Origin of the sequence: Eudoraea chungangensis (assembly GCF_029360665.1) — a bacterium.
Lineage (GTDB): Bacteria > Bacteroidota > Bacteroidia > Flavobacteriales > Flavobacteriaceae > Eudoraea > Eudoraea chungangensis.
This window is the reverse complement of the sequence record NZ_JARDUB010000008.1, coordinates 42,844-63,950: the sequence shown is the minus strand read 5'-3', so window position 1 is coordinate 63,950 and position 21,107 is coordinate 42,844. Positions and strand designations below refer to the sequence as shown.

Annotated in this window: 23 protein-coding genes; 16 read left to right on the top strand and 7 right to left on the bottom strand. The window is 36.5% G+C overall.

The annotated features are described in order from the left end of the window. Window positions 1-4: 4 nt before the first annotated feature. The 12 genes from PXG98_RS16190 (at window position 5) to PXG98_RS16135 (ending at window position 11,379) form a co-directional block, all read left to right on the top strand. The gene (locus PXG98_RS16190; protein WP_276392879.1) at window positions 5-637 is read left to right on the top strand and encodes an NAD(P)H-dependent oxidoreductase; all 633 of its coding nucleotides are present in this window, start codon (window positions 5-7) and stop codon (window positions 635-637) included. 28 nt (window positions 638-665) lie between these two features. After that, window positions 666-1,244 carry a YceI family protein gene (locus PXG98_RS16185; protein WP_276392878.1) on the top strand — a complete coding sequence of 193 codons (579 nt, stop codon included), beginning with the start codon at window positions 666-668 and terminating at the stop codon, window positions 1,242-1,244. A gap of 185 nt (window positions 1,245-1,429) precedes the next feature. Then, entirely contained in the window at window positions 1,430-2,989 is a 1,560-nt protein-coding gene (locus PXG98_RS16180; RefSeq protein WP_276392876.1) for an aryl-sulfate sulfotransferase, read from the top strand. 257 nt (window positions 2,990-3,246) lie between these two features. Next, complete coding sequence (locus PXG98_RS16175; RefSeq protein WP_276392874.1) at window positions 3,247-4,644, top strand: anthranilate synthase component I family protein; 1,398 nt, start codon at window positions 3,247-3,249, stop codon at window positions 4,642-4,644. Between the two features lie 9 nt (window positions 4,645-4,653). After that, window positions 4,654-5,217, top strand: a complete 564-nt coding sequence (locus tag PXG98_RS16170; protein ID WP_276392872.1) for an anthranilate synthase component II — start codon at window positions 4,654-4,656, stop codon at window positions 5,215-5,217. 30 nt (window positions 5,218-5,247) lie between these two features. After that, on the top strand, window positions 5,248-6,240 hold the full coding sequence (gene trpD, locus PXG98_RS16165; RefSeq protein WP_276392870.1) for an anthranilate phosphoribosyltransferase: 993 nt from the start codon (window positions 5,248-5,250) through the stop codon (window positions 6,238-6,240). Then, complete coding sequence (trpC, locus tag PXG98_RS16160) at window positions 6,240-7,025, top strand: indole-3-glycerol phosphate synthase TrpC (protein ID WP_276392868.1); 786 nt, start codon at window positions 6,240-6,242, stop codon at window positions 7,023-7,025. The genes trpD and trpC overlap by 1 nt, the downstream gene beginning before the upstream one ends. Beyond that, a complete protein-coding gene (locus PXG98_RS16155; protein ID WP_276392866.1) occupies window positions 7,022-7,666 on the top strand; it encodes a phosphoribosylanthranilate isomerase in 645 nt (214 codons plus the stop codon). Before trpC ends, PXG98_RS16155 begins: the two co-directional genes overlap by 4 nt. Before the next feature lie 3 nt (window positions 7,667-7,669). Continuing rightward, window positions 7,670-8,851: a tryptophan synthase subunit beta gene (gene trpB, locus PXG98_RS16150; RefSeq protein WP_276392865.1), complete on the top strand. Its 1,182-nt coding sequence runs from the start codon at window positions 7,670-7,672 to the stop codon at window positions 8,849-8,851. 5 nt (window positions 8,852-8,856) lie between these two features. Beyond that, entirely contained in the window at window positions 8,857-9,621 is a 765-nt protein-coding gene (gene trpA / locus PXG98_RS16145) for a tryptophan synthase subunit alpha (RefSeq protein WP_276392863.1), read from the top strand. A gap of 2 nt (window positions 9,622-9,623) precedes the next feature. Next, complete coding sequence (locus tag PXG98_RS16140) at window positions 9,624-9,851, top strand: hypothetical protein (protein ID WP_276392861.1); 228 nt, start codon at window positions 9,624-9,626, stop codon at window positions 9,849-9,851. Window positions 9,852-9,885: 34 nt separating this feature from the next. After that, window positions 9,886-11,379 carry a M20/M25/M40 family metallo-hydrolase gene (locus PXG98_RS16135; RefSeq protein WP_276392859.1) on the top strand — a complete coding sequence of 498 codons (1,494 nt, stop codon included), beginning with the start codon at window positions 9,886-9,888 and terminating at the stop codon, window positions 11,377-11,379. Between the two features lie 46 nt (window positions 11,380-11,425). On the opposite strand, the gene PXG98_RS16130 is transcribed toward PXG98_RS16135, so the two are convergent. The 6 genes from PXG98_RS16130 to PXG98_RS16105 all read right to left on the bottom strand — a co-directional run bounded on the left by PXG98_RS16130 (window position 11,426) and on the right by PXG98_RS16105 (window position 17,887). After that, complete coding sequence (locus PXG98_RS16130; RefSeq protein WP_276392857.1) at window positions 11,426-13,972, bottom strand: phosphoenolpyruvate carboxylase; 2,547 nt, start codon at window positions 13,970-13,972, stop codon at window positions 11,426-11,428. Window positions 13,973-14,188: 216 nt separating this feature from the next. Next, entirely contained in the window at window positions 14,189-14,869 is a 681-nt protein-coding gene (locus tag PXG98_RS16125) for a uracil-DNA glycosylase family protein (protein WP_276392855.1), read from the bottom strand. Window positions 14,870-14,988: 119 nt separating this feature from the next. Further along, entirely contained in the window at window positions 14,989-15,354 is a 366-nt protein-coding gene (locus tag PXG98_RS16120) for a hypothetical protein (RefSeq protein ID WP_276392854.1), read from the bottom strand. Between the two features lie 58 nt (window positions 15,355-15,412). After that, window positions 15,413-16,174, bottom strand: coding sequence for a peroxide stress protein YaaA (yaaA, locus tag PXG98_RS16115; protein WP_276392853.1), 762 nt, complete (start codon window positions 16,172-16,174; stop codon window positions 15,413-15,415). A 91-nt stretch (window positions 16,175-16,265) separates the two neighbouring features. Continuing rightward, on the bottom strand, window positions 16,266-17,294 hold the full coding sequence (locus PXG98_RS16110; protein ID WP_276392851.1) for an RluA family pseudouridine synthase: 1,029 nt from the start codon (window positions 17,292-17,294) through the stop codon (window positions 16,266-16,268). Window positions 17,295-17,296: 2 nt separating this feature from the next. Continuing rightward, the gene (locus PXG98_RS16105) at window positions 17,297-17,887 is read right to left on the bottom strand and encodes a PASTA domain-containing protein (protein ID WP_276392850.1); all 591 of its coding nucleotides are present in this window, start codon (window positions 17,885-17,887) and stop codon (window positions 17,297-17,299) included. Between the two features lie 107 nt (window positions 17,888-17,994). On the opposite strand from PXG98_RS16105, the gene PXG98_RS16100 reads away from it, so the two are divergent. Together PXG98_RS16100 and coaD are read left to right on the top strand one after the other, a co-directional pair. Then, window positions 17,995-18,969 (top strand): D-alanine--D-alanine ligase, encoded by a 975-nt coding sequence (locus tag PXG98_RS16100; RefSeq protein ID WP_276392849.1) that lies wholly within the window; start codon window positions 17,995-17,997, stop codon window positions 18,967-18,969. Window positions 18,970-19,001: 32 nt separating this feature from the next. Beyond that, window positions 19,002-19,460 (top strand): pantetheine-phosphate adenylyltransferase, encoded by a 459-nt coding sequence (gene coaD / locus PXG98_RS16095; RefSeq protein ID WP_276392848.1) that lies wholly within the window; start codon window positions 19,002-19,004, stop codon window positions 19,458-19,460. A 12-nt stretch (window positions 19,461-19,472) separates the two neighbouring features. Here the strand turns inward: coaD and PXG98_RS16090 are convergent, their stop codons facing one another. After that, window positions 19,473-20,060, bottom strand: a complete 588-nt coding sequence (locus tag PXG98_RS16090; RefSeq protein ID WP_276392846.1) for an NUDIX hydrolase — start codon at window positions 20,058-20,060, stop codon at window positions 19,473-19,475. Between the two features lie 7 nt (window positions 20,061-20,067). Here PXG98_RS16090 and pyrE point away from each other — a divergent pair, with 7 nt between their 5' ends. Continuing rightward, on the top strand, window positions 20,068-20,712 hold the full coding sequence (gene pyrE / locus PXG98_RS16085) for an orotate phosphoribosyltransferase (RefSeq protein WP_276392845.1): 645 nt from the start codon (window positions 20,068-20,070) through the stop codon (window positions 20,710-20,712). 1 nt (window position 20,713) lies between these two features. Then, window positions 20,714-21,106, top strand: a complete 393-nt coding sequence (locus tag PXG98_RS16080; protein WP_276392843.1) for an SRPBCC family protein — start codon at window positions 20,714-20,716, stop codon at window positions 21,104-21,106. The last annotated feature ends 1 nt before the right edge of the window (window position 21,107 follow it).

Here is a 21,107-nt window from a genome sequence, read left to right as displayed (position 1 = left end):
GAAAATGAACGAATATAATAACAACCTAAAATGGCGGTATGCCACTAAAAAGTTTGATAGTGAACGTCAAATTTCTAGGGACGACCTAGAAGAGGTTTTAGAAGCCATAAGGCTAAGTGCATCCTCCTATGGACTACAACCCTATCATGTTTTTGTAATTACCGATAAGGATTTACGCAAACAATTAAAACCGTCTTCATGGGGTCAAAGTCAAATCACCGACGCATCCCATCTAATTGTATTTGCAAATCAAGTTGATTTTAATTCCAAGCTTATAGACAGCTATCTTCACAATGTAAGTGAAACGAGAAATATTCCCGCAAAGGGATTGGAGGGTTATGGAGACTTCATGAAATCCAAACTCCTGCAGCTTCCAAAGGACACAAAAGCCCAATGGACAGCTAAACAAGTCTATTTGGCCGTGGGAAATTTACTCTCTGCCGCAGCGTCCCTGAAGATAGATAGCTGTCCATTAGAGGGCTTTGAACCGGAAGCTTATAACAAGCTACTGAATCTCGACGAAAAAGGCTTGAACGCCTCTGTAGTGGTAGCTCTTGGTTATAGAGCACAAGAAGACGAGACACAACACTATAAAAAAGTACGTGCTCCCAAAGAAGAATTATTTACACATATATAAACCTTTAACAAATTTAAAAACAAGAAAAATGAGAAAGAGTATATTAAGTATTGCAATGACTGTTGTATTTAGTGGTTTGGCTATAGCTAACAACCCCGTAAAAGAAGAAAAGAAAGATGTAAAAGTTAGTGAAAGCACCGTGACCTGGAAGGCCTACAAAGTTACTGGCTCACATACCGGAACTGTAGACCTAAAATCTGGTGCCCTAATGTTCGAAGATGGAAAATTAAGTGGCGGAGAATTTGAAGTAGATATGACTTCATTGGTATCTACCGATTTAGAAGGAGAATACAAGGGAAAACTGGAAGGTCACTTAAAGTCGGATGATTTCTTTGGTGTTGAAAAATTTCCAACCTCTTCTATTGTGTTTAAAAATATAAAAGCTACTGGAAAAAATTCCTATGAAGTAACCGGAGACTTAACAGTGAAAGGAATTACAAAGCCTGTAACCTTTGATGTTTCTGTATATGGAAGCAAGGCAACTGCAACTTTAAAAGTTGACAGAGCACAGTATGATGTAAAATATGGTTCTGGAAGTTTCTTTGATGATTTGGGCGACAAAACTATTTACGATGAATTTGACTTGGTAGTCGACTTAGAATTCTAAGTCACCCCCTTATGCATATTAATCCTGGATACAGAAATTGTATTCAGGATTTTTTGTTTTTAAAAGTACTTGCGTCTTGCTATTACCTATTAAACCAGTATATGTTTTCGGCCAAGGAAACTATTTTCGATGTAAAAGAGTAACTAAATAGGATCTAAAGTTTTATTTTTGATGAAAAATTGACAATGTCCTTAAAAACAATACCTTTTACATGGTATTCGCTAATTTTGGCACTACTAATATTAAGTAGTTGCGGATCTCAACTCGAATACTCCATAGACTCTACCTTGAATCCTTATAAAATATCTCCATTGACGGCACTAGTGACAGTGGATGCAGATAAACCTTGTAATGCCACGATAAAGGTTTTGGGTAATAATCCAATAGAACATAGTTTTAATTTAAACTCAAAAAAATTAGAAATCCCAGTATTAGGACTCTATCCAGACCGATTAAATAAAGTCGCGATTACTCTAGATTTTGAGGGAGGACAAGTTTTAGACACCATAGAAATAAAGACGGAGAAAACCCCAAGTTATTTTCCCGATATTAAAATAAATAAGATTAATCGAGATAAAATGGCTCCAGGAATACACGCCTGCGATATTCATTTTGCAAACAATGGAAAGTTTAAATCGGGACCCTTATTTTTTGATGATGAAGGAGAGGTAAGATGGTATTTGGATTTAAGCTTTGCAGGAAAAATGGTAAGCCCGTTTCAGCGCCTAAAAGATGGTACGATACTAATGGTTAGCAGGCATGTTATTTACGAATTCGACATGTTGGGAAAACTATTAAAGGAAACCGAGATAGACAATAACTTTGGGATGCATCACGATGTCGTTGAGTTACCGGATGGCAATTTGCTGATTTGTGTGGGAATTAGAAGGCAGTTTATTAGATTAGACGATAAGATGGTACAATCGGACAGTGATTTTGTAATGGTGTTCAATCGTAAAGAATCCAAAATTGTCAAAGTTTGGGATTTGGGCAAAAATTTGGATGTAAGCAGAAATGAACTAAACTTTTTTAGACCCGGGGATTGGTTGCACATGAATGGCCTGGCATTTGATGATAAAGATAACTCTATAATAGTTTCAGGAAAAAATCAAGGATTGATTAAGCTCTCATGGAAAGATTCTCTTCAATGGATCATAGCTCCAAATAGAAAATGGGGTAAATCTGGTAGAAATGGAGATGGTTTTGAAACCAAATCCTTTTTATTAACCGCAGTAAATTCTAAAGGAGTTGCCTATCCCAAAAATGTTCAGGAAGGTACCGAAAGTAGTGAGAGTTTCGATTTTCCTTGGGGTATGCATGCGCCTGTTATACTACCAAATGACAATCTATTGGTTTTTGACAATGGTACGTATCGAAATTACAACAATGAGGTACACTACTCGCGGGCAGTAGAATACAAAATAAACGAAGCAGACAAAACAGTAGAACAGGTTTGGCAATATGGAAAACAAAGAGGGGAAGAATTCTTCTCAACCATTATTGGAGATGTAGATTATCTTGCCGAAGAAAATAATATCTTAATTACCTCGGGATACCTAACTAGGGGAGCAGTTCTTCATGGCAAAATTGTAGAGGTAGACTATGCTACAAGGGAAGAAGTTTTTGAAGCCTCTTTGTATTTCAAAAACGAAAATAGTACTGAAGTTCGGAATTATGGGCAAACGGGTAATTGGGGACAAACAGATATCTTGTACAGATCCGAAAGGTTAGAGCTAAAGTTCTAATGCAAAAACACAATACAGGTATTTGTAAACTAAAACCCCCAAGACTTATATTTCCTTAAAATTCATTTGCAATTATCAAATTCCTTTATATATTTGACTCAATGAAAAAAACAATAGTAAATACTTGGTGGTGGAACTTATTACGTCAAACGTCGTGATCTAAGCACCATTGTAGTTATACTATTTAAAAAGGCTTGTCTATCACGACAAGCCTTTTTACTTTTTAAACGAATTGTTCGCTGAAATAAAAACCCATTATGGCCTATAAATTAAAAACGCATTATAAAAAAATACTTGCCGATACTATTACGCCTGTAAGTGTCTATTTAAAAATTAGAGATAGATTTCCAAACAGTATTTTACTAGAAAGTAGTGATTATAGAGCAAACGATAACACTTTTTCATATATCTGCTGTAATCCTATTGCTTCAATTAAGGTAGAAAATGAACAAATCTCAAAAACCTTTCCTGACCATACCTCTTCGGAATCTGACATAAAGGATAAAACCACTGTGGTAAAGGAACTTCATGACTTCAGTTTGCTGTTCAAATCAACGGCAAATGAGTTTAAATTCATCAATAATGGTTTGTTTGGCTATCTTTCCTATGATGCAGTCCGTTATTTTGAAGATATTGAAATTACCCCAAAAAAAGAGAAAATAGCCATCCCTGATATATATTATGCAGTATATCAAAATATCATTGCCATTAATCATTTTAAAAATGAAGCCTACATTTTTGCGCATTGCTATAATACCGAAAACAACATCAGTGAAATAGAACAATTATTAAATATTAGAAATTTTGCCACCTATTCTTTTGAGAGAGACGGCGAGCTAAGCTCCAATCTTAGAGATGAGGAGTATAAAGAACATGTACGTTTTGCCAAGAAACACTGCAAACGAGGAGATGTTTTTCAACTTGTATTGTCCAGAAGATTTGAACAAGGATTTAAAGGAGATGAATTTAATGTCTATAGAGCGCTGAGATCCATAAACCCCTCTCCATATCTATTCTACTTTGACTACGGTGGATTTAAAATTTTTGGAAGTTCGCCCGAAGCACAATTAATCGTAAAAGACAATCGAGCAGAAATCCATCCTATTGCCGGTACCTTTAAAAGAACCGGAAATGATGAAGAAGATGCCCTATTAGCAAAACAACTTACAGAAGACGATAAAGAAAATAGCGAACACGTAATGCTGGTAGACCTAGCCAGGAATGATCTGAGCAGAAACGGCAACCTAGTTAATGTAGAGAACTATCGAGAGGTTCAATATTTTTCACATGTAATTCATTTGGTTTCGAAGGTAACCGGTCAGAAAAAGGGTGAAATACCAACAATGAATGTCGTGGCAGATACGTTTCCCGCAGGAACGCTGAGTGGAGCTCCTAAACATATGGCAATGCAACTAATTGACAAATATGAAGTCACCAACAGGGCCTATTATGGAGGAGCGATAGGTTTTATGGATTTTGAAGGAAACTTTAATCATGCCATAATGATTAGAACCTTTCTAAGTAAAGATCATTTACTCTATTTCCAGGCTGGAGCCGGTTTGGTTGCCGCTTCTGATCCCGACAAAGAATTAGAAGAAACTTATAATAAACTTGGTGCCCTTAATAAGGCCTTGGAATTAGCTGAAACTATTTAAATAAAAACAATGAAAAGAGTACTGGTAATAGATAATTACGATAGTTTCACCTATAACCTGGTTCACTACCTGGAAGACTTAGGCTGTGAAGTAGAAGTTAAGAGAAATGATCAATTAAGGCTGGAGGAGGTAGAAGATTTTGACAATTTAGTATTGTCCCCTGGGCCCGGTATTCCCGAGGAGGCTGGCTTGCTTAAAACAATTATTAAAAAGTACGCCAAAACAAAAAAAATATTTGGTGTTTGTCTTGGGCAACAGGCGATCGGCGAAGTGTTTGGTGGAAAATTAATTAATCTGGATAAAGTTTATCATGGGGTTGCAACTCAAATCAGTATCGCCGCGGATGATCCTATTTATAAAGGAATGCCCAATGAAATAACCGTAGGAAGATACCATTCCTGGGTTGTTGACCCCAAGCTTCCCAAGGAACTTATTGCTACTGCCTTTGATGAAAATGGTCAACTAATGTCCCTAAGACATCGTACCCATAATATTACAGCGGTTCAATTTCATCCAGAATCGGTTTTAACCCCTCTGGGAAAACAACTACTAAAAAACTGGTTAGACTCTTAATTTTAATCCTTTAGCTATAAACATAGAAATATGAAAACCGTATTAAACAAATTAATAAACCACGATCTTCTCTCCAAAGAAGATGCCAAACAGGTATTGGTGAACATTGCGAAAGGAAATTATAACAACAGCCAAATAGCTGCTTTCCTGACGGTTTATATGATGCGAAGTATCACAATTGAAGAATTAGAAGGATTTAGGGATGCACTTCTAGAATTATGTCTGTCTGTAGACTTATCCGAATTTAATCCTATTGACCTTTGCGGAACTGGCGGAGATGGAAAAGATACTTTTAACATTTCCACGCTGGCCTCCTTTGTAACGGCAGGTGCCGGAATAAAAGTTACCAAACATGGAAATTATGGAGTTTCTTCTGCCTGTGGAAGCAGTAATGTTATGGAGTTTTTGGGCATAAAGTTTAGCAAAGACCAAGACTTTCTCAAAAAATCTATAGAAGAGGCTGGGATCTGTGTTTTACACGCTCCTTTATTTCATCCGGCTATGAAAAATGTTGCCCCGATTAGAAGGGAATTAGGAGTGAAAACCTTTTTTAATATGCTGGGACCAATGGTTAATCCGGCCTTTCCAAAAAATCAAATAGTAGGTGTTTTTAACTTAGAGCTGGCTAGGATATACGGCTACCTCTATCAGAATACAGATAAAAAGTTCACCATACTTCACGCCTTGGATGGATACGATGAGATCTCCTTAACAGGTAGCACCAAAACAATTTCCAATGCTACAGAGAGTATGCTAGAGCCTATTGATTTTGGAGTAAAAAAAGTAAGTTCTAGAGATATAGAAGGAGGAAACAGTGTGGACACATCCGCTCAAATTTTTCTGAATATTCTACAAGGAAAAGGTACGGAGGCTCAGAATAATGTTGTCTGTGCCAATGCGGGAATGGCGATTGCCACTGCCGAAGAAATAAGTCCTTTAGAAGGATTTGAAAAGGCTAAAGAATCGCTAGAAAGCAAGAAAGCCCTACAAGCCTTAAAAAAATTACAAGAACTAAGTTTATAATGGATATACTGGATAAAATAGTAAAGAGTAAAAAAGTTGAAGTAGCTCTTAAAAAAGAAGTAGTCCCAATTAAAACCTTGGAGGCTTCCAGACTTTTTGAACGGAAGACAATATCAATGTCCCAGGAACTAAATAAAAGTACCTCCGGGATTATAGCAGAACACAAGAGAAGATCGCCGTCAAAGTCGGTTATCAATCAGAGTTTAAGTGTTTCTGAAGTAGTTAAGGCCTATGAAAAAGCCGGAGTATCCGGAATTTCTATCTTAACTGATGGGCAGTACTTTGGTGGCTCCTTGGACGACTTAGTCCTAGCTAGGGCCTCTGTAAACACCTCTCTTTTAAGAAAGGAATTTATTATTGATGAATACCAATTAATTGAAGCGAAGTCTTTTGGAGCAGACACTATTTTGCTAATCGCGGCTATTCTGGATAAAAAAGAACTAGAACAACTTTCTAAAACGGCAAAGAGTTTAGAAATGGATGTTCTCTTAGAGGTGCACAACCAAGAAGAATTACAGAAGTCTATTCTTCCGGAAATAGACATGATAGGTGTTAACAATAGGAATTTAAAAACCTTTCGAGTAGATCTAAAAACCAGTTATGAGTTGGCCAGACATATTCCTGAAGAGTATATTAAAGTCTCCGAAAGTGGTATTAGTTCCATAGACGCAATTAATGGACTTAAAGCAGCAGGATTTAAAGGTTTTTTAATTGGTGAAAATTTTATGCGCACCAAAAATCCTGGAGAAAATGCCTATCAATTTATTAAGGAACTAAACAAATGAAATTAAAAGTTTGCGGAATGGGAGAAAATGTTCTGGAAGTAGCTGGTCTATTGCCTGATTACTTGGGCTTTATCTTCTGGGAACCATCATCAAGATTTTTTAATCTCCCATTACCGGATTTAAATCAGAACATTGAAAAAGTTGGTGTTTTCGTAGATGCGTCCATTGGCGAGATTCTTTCAAAAATTAGTCTCTATGATTTACAAGCCATACAACTTCACGGGAAAGAATCCCCTCAATTTTGCAAAAGCCTAAAAGAGGAAATCCTTGAGAGAAAGTTGGAAATTAATATCATAAAAGTCTTCCAACTGAAAGACAGTTTTAATTTTGACAAATTGCTTCCCTTTGAAAGGGTTTGTGATTTCTTTCTCTTTGATACCAAAGGGAAATTACCCGGTGGAAATGGTTCACAATTTAACTGGTCATTACTGCAAAATTACCCCTCTAAAAAACCCTTTTTCCTTAGTGGAGGGATTGGTCCGAATGACTTGGAAAAAATAGATGGCTTTTTAAAATCTCCCATGGCAAAATACTGTTATGCCTTAGACATAAACAGTAAATTTGAAAAACAACCAGGAGTAAAAAAGATAGCAGAAATAGAAAGTTTTATAAATAAAATATCCGCAATACATAAAAATTAAGCTATGAGTTATAATGCAGATAATAAAGGATATTACGGAGAGTTTGGAGGAGCCTATATTCCCGAAATGCTCTATCCTAATACCGAAGAATTAAGAGAGAATTACATTAAAATCATGAATGAGCCATCCTTTAGGAAGGATTTTGAGGCTTTATTAAAAGATTATGTTGGCAGACCTACTCCTCTATATTATGCCAAACGACTTTCTGAAAATTACAATGCCAGAATTTATCTCAAAAGAGAAGATTTGTGCCATACAGGAGCTCATAAAGTAAATAATACAATAGGCCAAATTTTAATGGCGCAAAGACTAGGAAAAAATCGAATCATCGCTGAGACTGGAGCTGGCCAGCACGGTGTGGCAACAGCCACAGTTTGTGCGCTTATGGGTATTAAATGTGTCGTCTATATGGGGGAAATTGATATCAAAAGGCAAGCACCAAATGTAGCAAGAATGAAAATGTTAGGGGCAGAAGTACGGGCGGCAAAATCTGGCAGTAAAACACTTAAAGACGCAACCAATGAGGCCATACGGGACTGGATCAATAATCCAGAGGACACACACTATATAATTGGTTCGGTAGTTGGACCTCATCCCTATCCAGATATGGTAGCTAGGTTTCAATCTATTATTTCTGAGGAAATTAAAATACAATTACAAGAGAAAGAAGGAAGAACCGATCCCGATTATGTTGTAGCTTGTGTTGGCGGGGGTAGTAACGCAGCCGGGGCATATTACCATTTTTTAGACAATGAAGAAGTTGGGATTATTGCTGTTGAAGCCGCAGGTAAAGGAATTCATTCAGGAGAAAGCGCAGCAACTTCGGCTCTGGGAAAAATTGGTATCATTCATGGCAGTAAGACACTATTGATGCAAACAAAAGACGGTCAAATAACAGAACCCTATTCTATTTCGGCCGGACTGGATTATCCCGGTGTAGGACCTATGCATGCACATCTCTATACCTCCGGCAGAGGAGAATTTATTTCTATTGACGATGAAGAAGCTATGCGGGCCGGACTTCTGGTCTCCCAGTTGGAAGGAATTATCCCTGCCATTGAGACTTCTCATGCATTTGCAGTTTTTGAGCACAAAAAATTTCAACCGGAAGACGTCGTTGTGGTAAATCTCTCTGGAAGAGGAGATAAAGACCTGCAAACCTATATTGATTATTTTAAATTATAAATAGAATGAATAATAGAATACAGCTTAAACTACAAGAAAAACAAGATCTTCTTTCTATTTATTTCACAGCGGGTTATCCACAATTAAACGATACCGTGCCTATTATGGAAGCTTTAGAAAAAGCAGGAGTTGATATGATAGAAATTGGACTGCCATTTAGCGATCCTTTGGCAGACGGACCTACTATCCAACAGAGTTCTACAAAGGCTTTAAGAAATGGTATGAATACAGAAGTTTTATTCGAGCAACTAAAAACCGTTCGAAATACCATTTCAATACCCCTTATCATTATGGGATATTTTAACCCCGTTTTGCAATATGGTGTTGAAGCATTCTGCAAAAACTGTGCAGATATTGGAATTGATGGTTTAATTCTGCCCGACCTTCCTTTAGATGTTTATAAGAACGAATATGAATCTATCTTTAAGAAATACAACCTTCTAAATATGTTTCTTATTACACCACAAACTAGTGTGAAACGAATCAACGAAATAGACGCTGCTTCGAAGGGATTTATATACATGGTAAGTTCTGCCAGCACCACAGGGGCACAGGATGGGTTCGGAGATAAGCAGGCGAAATACTTCCATCGTATTCAAGAAATGAATTTGAATAATCCACAAATAGTAGGATTTGGAATAAGTAATGCGGAGACGTTTAAACAAGCAACAACATATGCCAAAGGAGCCATTATAGGTTCTGCATTTATTAAAATGTTAAACAACGATGGTGTTATAGGAATTGCAGATTTTATAAAGAAGATCAGGTAAAAATGGCTAAAATATTAGAGTATGGAAAGCTGATTTTAATCTTATGTCTTACCTTAGGACTTGCCCCCTATTTTCCTGAACCTCATCTTTGGGGAAAATTAAAATGGCTTGCAGGAGGGGCTGTTGGAATGCAACCAATGGATTGGTTTGATTTGCTTTTCCATGGGCTCCCATTTCTTTTGCTTTTATTATTTATTTTTTTTAGAATAAAAAGAGCTTCCCACAAATAGAATCCCTACATTTAAAAACCAACTAATTAAAAGTATGAAATACTTTAGCACACTTGCCATTGTTTTATTTTCAGGAAGTCTTTTTGCGCAGAAAATAGATTTAAAATCACAGGTTAAGCATAGTATTGACGAACTTGTTGAGTTTGTGGCAATACCCAATGATGCCCTTCAGCATGCTGATATCAATAGAAATTTGACTTGGCTAACAGAAAAATTCAATGCCAGAGGATTTAACTCATCTATTCTTCCCACCTCAGGGGAGTCTTTATTCTTTGCCTCCTTACCTATGGAGGATGAAAAACCTACTATCTTGTTCTATATGCATTTTGACGGACAGTCTGTAGACCCCGCCCGGTGGGACCAACCCAATCCCTATGAAGTGGTATTAAAAACCGAAGAAGAAGGTGAATGGAAGACCATACCATTTAATAGTCTTAAGGATGACATCAACTACGATTGGCGTTTGTTTGGTAGGTCTACCTCAGATGACAAGGGTCCTATTGTAATGTTTTTAAATGCGATTGACTTACTCCAAAAAAACGAAGTAGTATTACCTTTTAATATTAAAATTATTTTAGATAGTGAAGAAGAAAGAAGCAGTGCTCCTTTACCCCAGGCGGTGAAAGATTACAGAGAGCTTCTCAGTGCAGATTTTTTGATTATTTCAGACGGCCCGGTGCACAGTTCTGGAAAACCCACCATAGTTTATGGATGTAGAGGAATAACTACCTTGACCCTTTCTACTTATGGTCCTATACTTCCGCAACACAGCGGCCACTATGGAAACTATGCGCCAAATCCTGGATTTGAATTATCGCAGATTCTCGCGAGCATGAAAGATTCAAATGGCAGGGTATTGATAGACGGATATTACGATGGAATAGAAGTCAATGGTCCAACACTAAAAGTTCTTCAAAATGTTCCCGATAACACGGCCGAAATAAATGAAAAATTACAAATTAAAAGGGCCGAGAAAGTAGGTAGTTTTTATCAGGAGTCTTTGCAATATCCTTCTTTAAATGTCAGAGGTCTTTCTTCGGGTTGGGTTGGTGATAAGGCTAGAACTATAGTTCCGGCCAGTGCCACCGCAGAAATTGATATTCGCTTAGTTCCGGAAACAGATGGAAATAGACTTAAGGCATTAGTAAAAACGCATGTGGAAAAGCAAGGATATGAAGTATTAGATAGGGTGCCAAATAAGGCAGACAGGCTTAAATACGATCGTATTGTTACTATAACAGAAGGTTCTGTTACCAGTGCCTTTAGAACTAATCTAGACAACCCATATGGGGTTTTCATTGCAAATACTCTTCAACAAGCTTTCTCAGAAGAAGTAGTTCAAATAAGAATCATGGGAGGTACGGTGCCAATAGCGCCATTCATTAACGAACTTAATATTCCGGCTTTTCTGGTACCAATGGTAAATCCGGATAATAACCAACATAGCCCAAATGAGAACCTAAAGATTGCACAAATAGCCTATGGCATTGAGGCTTTCTATAGCATTCTTAGCACAAATATGAATTAAATCTTAGCAAAAAGGCAATTGAGATAGAGGTATAATTAATAACAGCTTAAGCCGAATTTCTACTCGCATTAATATTCCCATATAAAGATCTGGTTACTATTTTTTCATATTCGGCTTTATGTGGTGAATCTTGACTAATCTGAAAAAGAGCGTATTGCTGTATTACTAATAATGGTAATACAATACTCTCCCTTATCTTTATAGATTCACGAGAAACGGCCTCATTCTCCATCAGTACTTTTGAGCTACTTATTTCTAACAGCATTTTTTTAGATAATAAATACTCATCATGTAATATATTCCAAAAATCTCCGTATTCAGCATCCTCTTTCATATAGGAAGTAAGTTCAAAATAACACTTCGATAGAGACATCATACTATTAAGCATAAGGGTTTGGAAAAACGGAACTTCTCTGTACAACTTTTTAACCTCTTTTAATCTACCTTCATTTTTAAGGGTTTGGATTGCCGTACCAAGACCAAAATACCCTGGCACATTTTGCTTTAACTGACTCCATGAACCCACAAATGAAATAGCCCGGAGATCCGTGAGTTCTAGTTTAGCCTTTTTCCCCCGTTTTCCTGGTCTACTACCAATATTTGCCTTGGTATAATACTTTAAAGTACTTCTGTTCTCTAAATAAGAGATAAATTTTTCATGCTGTTTTAAGGCATCATATTTTTCAAAACTAAGCGCAGCTAATTCTTCTAAGAGCTTTCTGGAGTCTTTGGAAATAACATTTTCTTTTCCAAACAAATTATTAGATAGACCAGCAGTTAGTAGCTGTTCGGAATTGTGCATAAACTGTTCCTTGGTGCCATAGGTACTCGTAATGGTCTGGCCCTGAATTGTTAACTGAATCTCATTATTAGCTATATCTTTTGTCTGTGCAGCATAAAACCTGTGAGTCTTTCCACCTCCCCGGGCAGGCGGCCCACCCCTCCCATCAAAAAACAGGGCCTGTACTCCATTGTTTTTACATACTTTCGATAAAACTTCTTTTGTCTTTAGAATAGACCAATTAGCCTTTAAGTAGCCTCCATCTTTTGTACCATCAGAAAAACCTAACATTATGGTCTGTTTATTTCCCCGACGCTCTATATGTTGCCTGTATTCTGGCAAACTAAAAAGAGTTTGCATGGTTGCTTCGGCCTGGTCCATGCCTGTCATAGTTTCGAATAAGGGAATAATATCGAAGGTAATTGCATCACTTTTCCATCCACACCACCTAAACAGAGCATATACAATTAGTACAGAAAAAATATCCTCTGAATTACTAATAATATATCGATTACAACCTTCCTCTCCATTCTTTTGCTGAATCTTCTTTAATTGCCCAACATTTATCAATGTATCTTTAACTAATTCGTCTTTGAAATCCCTTGGAGCAATTTGGAGGTCTGAGTGAAGTAATATCTTGGTGAGCTCATCTTGCGATTTTTCCTCCAATGACTCTTTTATTATACCCTGCTTTTTAAGGATAGATTCTAGTACCAACAAGTGTTTACTATGGTCTTGCCGTATATCGAGGGTAGCAAAATGTGTTTTAAATATTCTTACTTTATCTATTAAAATATCCAGATCATTTATATACAAACTATTGTATCTATCTTTTAGAAGATCCCTTACTTCTATAAGTGGGTTAATAATATCAGTATAATTTATGAACGCCTTGGGGTCGAACATCGCCACATACAACTGATCCCTGAGACTATTTAAACTTGGTCGAAGCTCTTTAAATGTCAACTTTTTACGAAGACTTTTTAGGTCGTTATAATAGCACTTCATTAGATTGATGCGCAGCTCATCAGCTACCTTTTCCGTTATTTCAGCAGTAACGTATGGATTGCCGTCACGATCACCACCTGGCCAAAAGCCAAGTTTAATGATATCGTAATTATCAAATGAATCATTGTCTATATTGCTCTTGATATACGAAAAAAGGCTACCTACCGCATCATAATATACATTTCGAAGAATATAGATAATGTTTTTGGCCTCATCTAAAGGAGTAGGCTTTTTTGAATTTATAAGAGAAGTTAAACCCAATTGTTGCAATACAACATCTATGTCATTAATACTATCCTTTAAGATGAGTCTTTTTAATTCCTCTATTATATCAAGGACTGCAGGAGTATAAAACTGTGTAGGATGGGCAGTTAGTACAATCCTAGCACTGAAAGTAGATAGTTTCTTAGCTATTTTATCCCAACTTTTGTTTTTATTAACCAGCTGGAAATAATCTTTTATGGATAAGGAGTTTGTATGCTCATGTAATTTCGGAAAAGCAGCATCTTCCACACTGTCATAAAGCACAACCTGCCTTTCTACATATTGAATTATCCGGAACATAAAGTCTATTTGCTCTTTCTCGCTGGGTAAGTTGGCGTATTTATGAAAGAATAACTCCAAGATTTGTTCTGGGTTCTTACCAGAGCTTAGGCCTTCTTCGCACTGATGTAAAAGCAGTGGTATAAGAATACCAACATTTTCAATATTCCGATATGGTAAATTAAGAAATAAGCTATTATAGACATAAAACTTATTAGTCACAGATTTTTTAAACTCTTCTAGTCTTTCAATTTGATGCATAAAACTAAGGCCTTAAGGCAGGAAAACGCCATATTAATTTCTTGGGAAACATTATTCAGTTCTTCTCAAAGATCATCATTATTCAGAATATAAACACAGAAAAAAAGTCAAATCACAAAATAACTTTCTCCAAAAAGAAAATTAACAAGAGTATTTAGATTTACTACTGCGGAAAGTATAGCAAAGATGGGCTATTCTTAGAGGAGATAAATACGCCTAGTACGACATTTTATCCATGAAAACTGGCCGGTATTGGTCTATTCTAAAGTCAAAAGTATTGTAATTTGGGTTAACCGATTTTACCCTTTTAAAGGCCAATAGGCTGCCTACCGCTCGGTTTGCGGCACCAGAGGGTGCAGTTAAAGACACAGTATGTATAATTCTGTTTTTTTTTGCTTCCAAAAGAAACTTATGTTTTCTAGGTACCTGATCATCCACTACTTCTAATGGTATTCTTTTTTCTTTTAGAATTTTTCTAAAAAAATACTCGGGTCCATTCTTACTATTTCCACCTGTAAATATCAAAGTATCCACTTTTTCATATTTCTTTAAATAGCTTAAAATATCGCGCAAAATTACATCTTGCATTCCTAGATCAGAAGCATCTATTTTATGTCGCTTGGCACTTTCTACAATGTCACAAACTCCAATTTTTTGTTTTTTTAAAAACTCCTTACGCTGTCTAATCGCTCTTTGAGAGGTTTCATATACTAATTCAAGGCTATATATCCGATCTAGAATCCGCCATAGCTGACCATCTCTGCTACCGTAACAGAAATCTACATCTCCTTCCTTTAAAAGTCCTGTAGTAAATCTAGGTGGAGGCAAGGTCCCCACTATTAATCTAGTAGAATCTTCATCAATAAAAGGTGGGTATGGGTGTGAATGCAGAAACAACTCCTAGGTGCTTTTAAATACTAATCAAGCAGAAAGATAAAAAAATGCGCCGGAAATTCTGAAAGAAGTGAATGTTGAATATGGTATTCAGGTAAATAGCATTTCGGAAGCAAGTACAATTAGTCGATGACAAATTCAAAAAGCACTTCGCCTTCGGCATTAAGATTTAGCTTGTAGGTATACAAGCCAATAGGAAGCTCCATCTCCCCATCCATATTTTCGGGGGTAAAGCGATAGGTTTCTTCTCCTGCGGTAATGTAGATGGTATTCGCAGTGAACCCTTCCACATAAATTAGGTAGTCTGAGTAAGAATTTGATTCCACATTCTCATATACTTCTTCATTGTCCCCAATTTGCACTTCATTGAAAAGAATATCACTATCGTTCTTTATTCTTATGTTAATAGAGTCTAGGTTATCATCTCTATCTGTACAACTTAAGAATACAGCAATAATCACAATATATAGAATACCAAATCTTTTCATCTAAACAGCTTTAAAGGTATTTGTCTTACTGTATAAACGGAGCAAATTACATTTTATTCTATCGGATAAAAACGGGTTCGTTCTCTTTTAATGTATGTTCCTTACTATAAATATAACCATCCAGATTAAAGCCTTTTAGTGCTTCCAAAGACTGTACATCAGAGGTAATTATATATCGAACCATAGAACCCCTAGCCTTTTTTGCAAAAAAACTAATTACCTTCAGTTTATCATTTTTCCAATCCTTAAATACAGGCGTGATTACCGGAACTTTTAATTTCTTACGATCAATTGCTGTAAAATATTCATTACTGGCAAGGTTAATAAACAATTCATCCTCCTCCAGCTGATCATTTAGAAAGGAGGTCAAAGTTGGTTTCCAAAACTCATATAGGTTTTTTGCTCGACCTACTTTTAGAGAGGTGCCCATTTCCAATCGATAAGGTTGAATTAAATCTAGTGGTCTTAAAGCACCATATAATCCAGATAAAATAAGCAATTTGTCATTGAGGGAAGTCAGTTCATCCTCCTTAAGACTATAGGCGTCCAAACCTTGATAAACATCGCCATTAAAGGCGAAAACTGCCTGTCTGGCGTTGGCAGGGGTAAATGGTAGTGTAAACTTCTGATTTCTCTCCCAGTTCAAATTAGCCAGATCACTTGAGATACCCATCAATCTTGAAAGTACCCTGGGACTTTTCTTTTGCAATAACTTATTAAGTCTGACCGAACGATCTAAAAACATTGGTTCGGAATATCTCTCTAAGGGCAGGTCTCTTTCAAAGTCTAAAGATTTTGCCGGTGATATAACAATCTTCATCAGTTCTATAGTTTAGGATAAAAATAATATGGATTTATTAGATTTTAGCCTCATTTAGAGAAAGACTTATCAATACTCCTATCAAATATTCTTATGACAAAAAGGAATGTTTGGAATAATGTCGCCATTTTTCAATACAGTCGGTCATATCCTGCGGCAAGTCTGAGCTAAAACGCATGGTCCTTCCTGTAACCGGGTGTATAAAGCCAAGAGTTTTGGCATGAAGGGCTTGTCTTGGCAATATTTTAAAACAATTGTCTACAAACTGCTTGTATTTTGTAAACGAAGTCCCTTTTAAAATTTTATCTCCGCCATACCTTTCATCATTAAACAAGGTATGTCCAATAAACTTCATATGCACCCTTATCTGATGTGTTCTTCCGGTTTCTAGCCGACAAGAAACAAGTGTTACATAGCCCAATCTTTCTATAACTCTATAGTGCGTTACAGCATCCTTTCCTTGTTCCCCTTCGGGAAATACCTGCATCTGTAAGCGGTTTTTCGGATTTCTCCCAATTGCACCAACGATGGTGCCTTCATCTTCCTCTACATTACCCCAAACCAAAGCAATATATTCTCTCTCGCTCGTCTTGTCGAAAAACTGTTTTGCCAAATGGGTCATGGCCTCTTCGGTTTTGGCTACCACCAATAAGCCAGAAGTATCTTTGTCTATTCTATGTACAAGTCCTGGTCTTTCATTTGAATTGGCAGGTAAATTTTCAATATGGAATAGCAAGGCATTAATTAAGGTTCCTGAATAATTTCCATGCCCAGGATGAACAACCATTCCGGCTGGTTTGTTAACAATAAGCAAAGAATCATCTTCATACGGAATCTCCAGTGGAATGTCTTCAGGAGAGAGTAACAACTCATATGGGGGGTGTTCAAAGAGTACCTTTACCTCATCCCCGGCCTTTACTTTATAATTCTGTTTAACAATCGTGTCATTTACCCAAATATGACCATCTTTGGCAGCTTGTTGAATTTTATTTCTCGTAGCATTCTCAATAAAATTCATTAAAAACTTGTCCACTCTCAGCGGATCTTGTCCCTTAGAAGCTGTAAAACTATAGTGTTCAAAGAGTTCCTCTTCGCTAGCTTCTATTTTTTTTTCTGACATATCTAGTTTTCTGAATCTGCCTTAACCTTAGCCTGCCCTGGAATTGTACCGTTTCCACAGACTAACTCTATTTTAGAAGTTTTGGGCAATTTGTCTCCGGGATTCACAGTCTTTCCTTTATACTTTATATAATAGACCATGTCCTTCCCTAATTCGTCTATATAAGTAATTCGTTCCACGTCTAAACCAACGGCTTTAAGCATAGATCCTGCATTTCTCTGCGTTACCTGAATAATCTTTGGTATGGTAACTTTTTTATAACCTGATGGATTTACAGTAATATAGATTTTTCTATTTTCCTTGACTTTGTTTCCCGCAGGGGGTTCTTGTTCAATTATAGAAAATCTTGGGTAATTAGGATTAAAATTTGCGGAATCTAGAACTTCATAACGCAAGTTCGCTTCTTTAACAATGCCACGTACCTCCTGAACCGACAACTTAGCCAAATCTGGAACCTCTACAAATTCTCCGTGATTCGTAGAATTTTTTAACCATTGTAGAACCCCAAATGTTATCACAACAGCCGCTAATATGGCCAAGCCAATATTTATTAAGAAGGTCTTACTTTTTAAAAAGTTTATAAAATTTCTCATTTCGCTACTAATATTTTGTAAAGATAGAAAACCCTATCGTTTTATATTTACGGTAAAATCTTGATATTTGTCTTTCAGGTACTAGAATTTGTTAATCATAACATGATATGAAAAAAAATATTGCTATTCTGATGGGTGGGCATTCCAGTGAGCACAAAATTTCCATTAAAAGTGGCAATGTTGTTTTTAAATATTTAGACAATGCTAAATTCAATGTCTATAGAATTCTAATAACCAGGGAGAAATGGCTTTATTTAGACGAAGAGAATAAAGAGTTCCCTGTCAACAGAGCTGATTTTAGTATCAACTACCAAGGAGAAGTTATTTATTTCGATTGCGCATTTAACGCTATTCACGGATCGCCCGGGGAAGATGGGCTCTTACAGGCTTATTTTGAATTATTAAATATACCACAAACTGCCTGTGAACATTATCAGGCAGCCCTGACATTTAATAAAAGAGATCTTCTCAGTACTCTAAAACCATATGGGATAAAGACGGCAGATTCTTACTATTTAAATTTAGGGGATAGTATAAAAGAAGATGCTATTATAACAAAGGTTGGCCTTCCTTGCTTTGTAAAAGCCAATAAAGCCGGAAGTAGTTTTGGAATTTCAAAGGTTTACAAAAAAGAAGAACTGAATAAGGCCATTACAAAGGCTTTTAAAGAGGATAATGAGATTCTTATAGAGTCCTTTTTAGAAGGGACTGAAGTTTCCGTTGGGGTAATAACTTATAAGGGAGCACTTAAAGTACTTCCCGTAACGGAAATTGTTACCGACAATGATTTTTTTGACTATGAAGCCAAATATGAAGGTAAATCTCAAGAAATTACTCCCGCAAGAATATCAGAGGCTCAGGAAGAAAATGTAAAATCTTGTGCGAAGAAAATTTATTCCATTTTAAAAATGACAGGATTTACCAGAAGTGAGTTTATCTTTTTAGGAGACACCCCGTATTTATTAGAGATGAATACCACTCCCGGACTTACTGAAGAAAGTATACTCCCACAACAAGCCCAGAAAGCAGGAATAACGCTTTCCGAGCTTTTTGAAAGTGCAATTGAAGAGGCTTTGCAGTAAATTCAGTACTTTTAGGCATTAAACCTTATAAAATGAAACGCGCCATCTTCCCAGGATCGTTTGACCCTATTACTCTAGGACATTATGATATCATTTCCAGAGGCATTTCTCTTTTTGATGAAATAATCATTGCCATAGGCGTGAATGCCGATAAGAAATACATGTTTTCCTTGGAAGAAAGGCTAGGATTTTTAAACGAAGCGTTCCATAAGGAACCTAAAATTAGAATAAAAACCTACAAGGGTTTAACTATAGATTTTTGCAAAAAGGTAGAGGCCGACTATATTTTAAGAGGCCTTAGAAATCCTGCAGATTTTGAATTCGAAAAGGCTATTGCACATACCAACCGGAAACTGTCAGAGATTGAGACGGTTTTTCTACTCACCTCTTCGGGAAAGTCGTATATAAGTTCATCAATTGTAAGAGATGTGATAAGAAATGGGGGCGATTATACGGTTTTGGTACCCTCTACGGTCCGAATAAAAAAGTAGTGATAAATCAAATCACTCCGAGAAGAGTAATTTAATATTTGTGTAAGAGTTCTCCAGAGCCTTATGAATTTTTTGCGGCCCTTTCCATTTAACTTTTTCAATACCTTCACTTTTTTGACCAGTAAGCTTCCCCTTATAGCTGGTCCTCATAGCATACCAGTGTACTTCCTTTAATCTATATTCTCCATTTTTTTTAAAAATATGGTAGGTAATTCTAAGAAAATTTTCAAGCTTTAAGTTCTTTACCCCGGTTTCTTCTTCTACTTCACGAAGAGCACATTCTTCAATAGATTCGCCCTTTTCCAATTTACCTTTTGGCAAATCCCATTTATCATTTCGATAAATAAACAAAACCTTACCTTCCTTATTCGTTACTACGCCCCCAGCTGCAACTTCTTTCGGAATCTTCTTTGTAAATTTTTTAAGGATTTCTTCACTATTTGGATGATATATAAAGGCTTTGTCAATCTTTTTCTTAATTAACTTATCTATGGCAATACCAATAGCCTCAGTATTCAACATAAAGTATTCACCATTTACATTTTCTGCTAGCTTGTTTGTTAAAATCAAGGGGGCATCTTTGACAAAAACTTTATACATTTGCGAGATGGTTTTAGATAAGCACACCGCATCACAAACGGCAGAACTTCTTCTGCAAATTAATGCAATTAAGTTGAAACCAGAAAATCCATTTACTTGGGCTTCTGGCTGGAAATCCCCAATTTATTGCGATAATCGAATAATTTTATCGTACCCACCTGTAAGAAACTATGTTCGTGAAGAAATGGCGAAACAGCTAATACATCTATATGGCAAGCCCGATGTCATTGCTGGTGTAGCCACAGGGGCAATTGGCATTGGCATGTTGGTTGCTGATTATTTAGGACTGCCATTTGTCTATGTGAGACCTGAGGCTAAGTCTCATGGAAGAAAAAATCAGATAGAAGGACAACTAGATCCAAACCAAACCGTCGTAGTCATCGAGGACTTAATTAGCACAGGTAAGAGTAGCCTAAATGCGGTTAAAGCCTTAAAGGAACAAGGGGCCGTTATCAAAGGAATGATTGCAATTTTTAGCTATGGTTTTAAAGTAGCCAATCATAATTTTGAAGAAGCTGAAATAGAGCTCCACACACTTAGTGATTATGACGCATTGATTGAAAAAGCTTCGAATCAAAATCAAATTAAAGAAGAACAAATGACTACGTTAATTGCTTGGCGTAATAACCCCTCTAAATGGGAATCCAAATAATATGAATATAGAATCCGAAAAAAGAATCGTAAGTAAAAACATTAAGGACGTATACGCTTTTATTACTGACTTAAAGAACTTTGAAAAGTTAATGCCAGAGAGTATTGACAAGTTCGAGGTAATAGACCAGGACACTTTCCTATTTGCCCTCAAAGGCATGCCGCAAATTGTGCTTAAACGAAAAGAACAAATGGCTTATAACAAACTTGTTTTAGGGGCTGCAAGTGACAAGCTTCCATTTACTCTAACTGCCGATTTAATGGAAATTACTGAAAGTGAAACCGAAGTAGGACTAGTATTTGAAGGAGAATTTAATGCCATGATGGCAATGATGATAAAGAATCCAATCACTAATTTTATCGGGGCTCTGACAGAAAATTTATCTAAAATTTAAC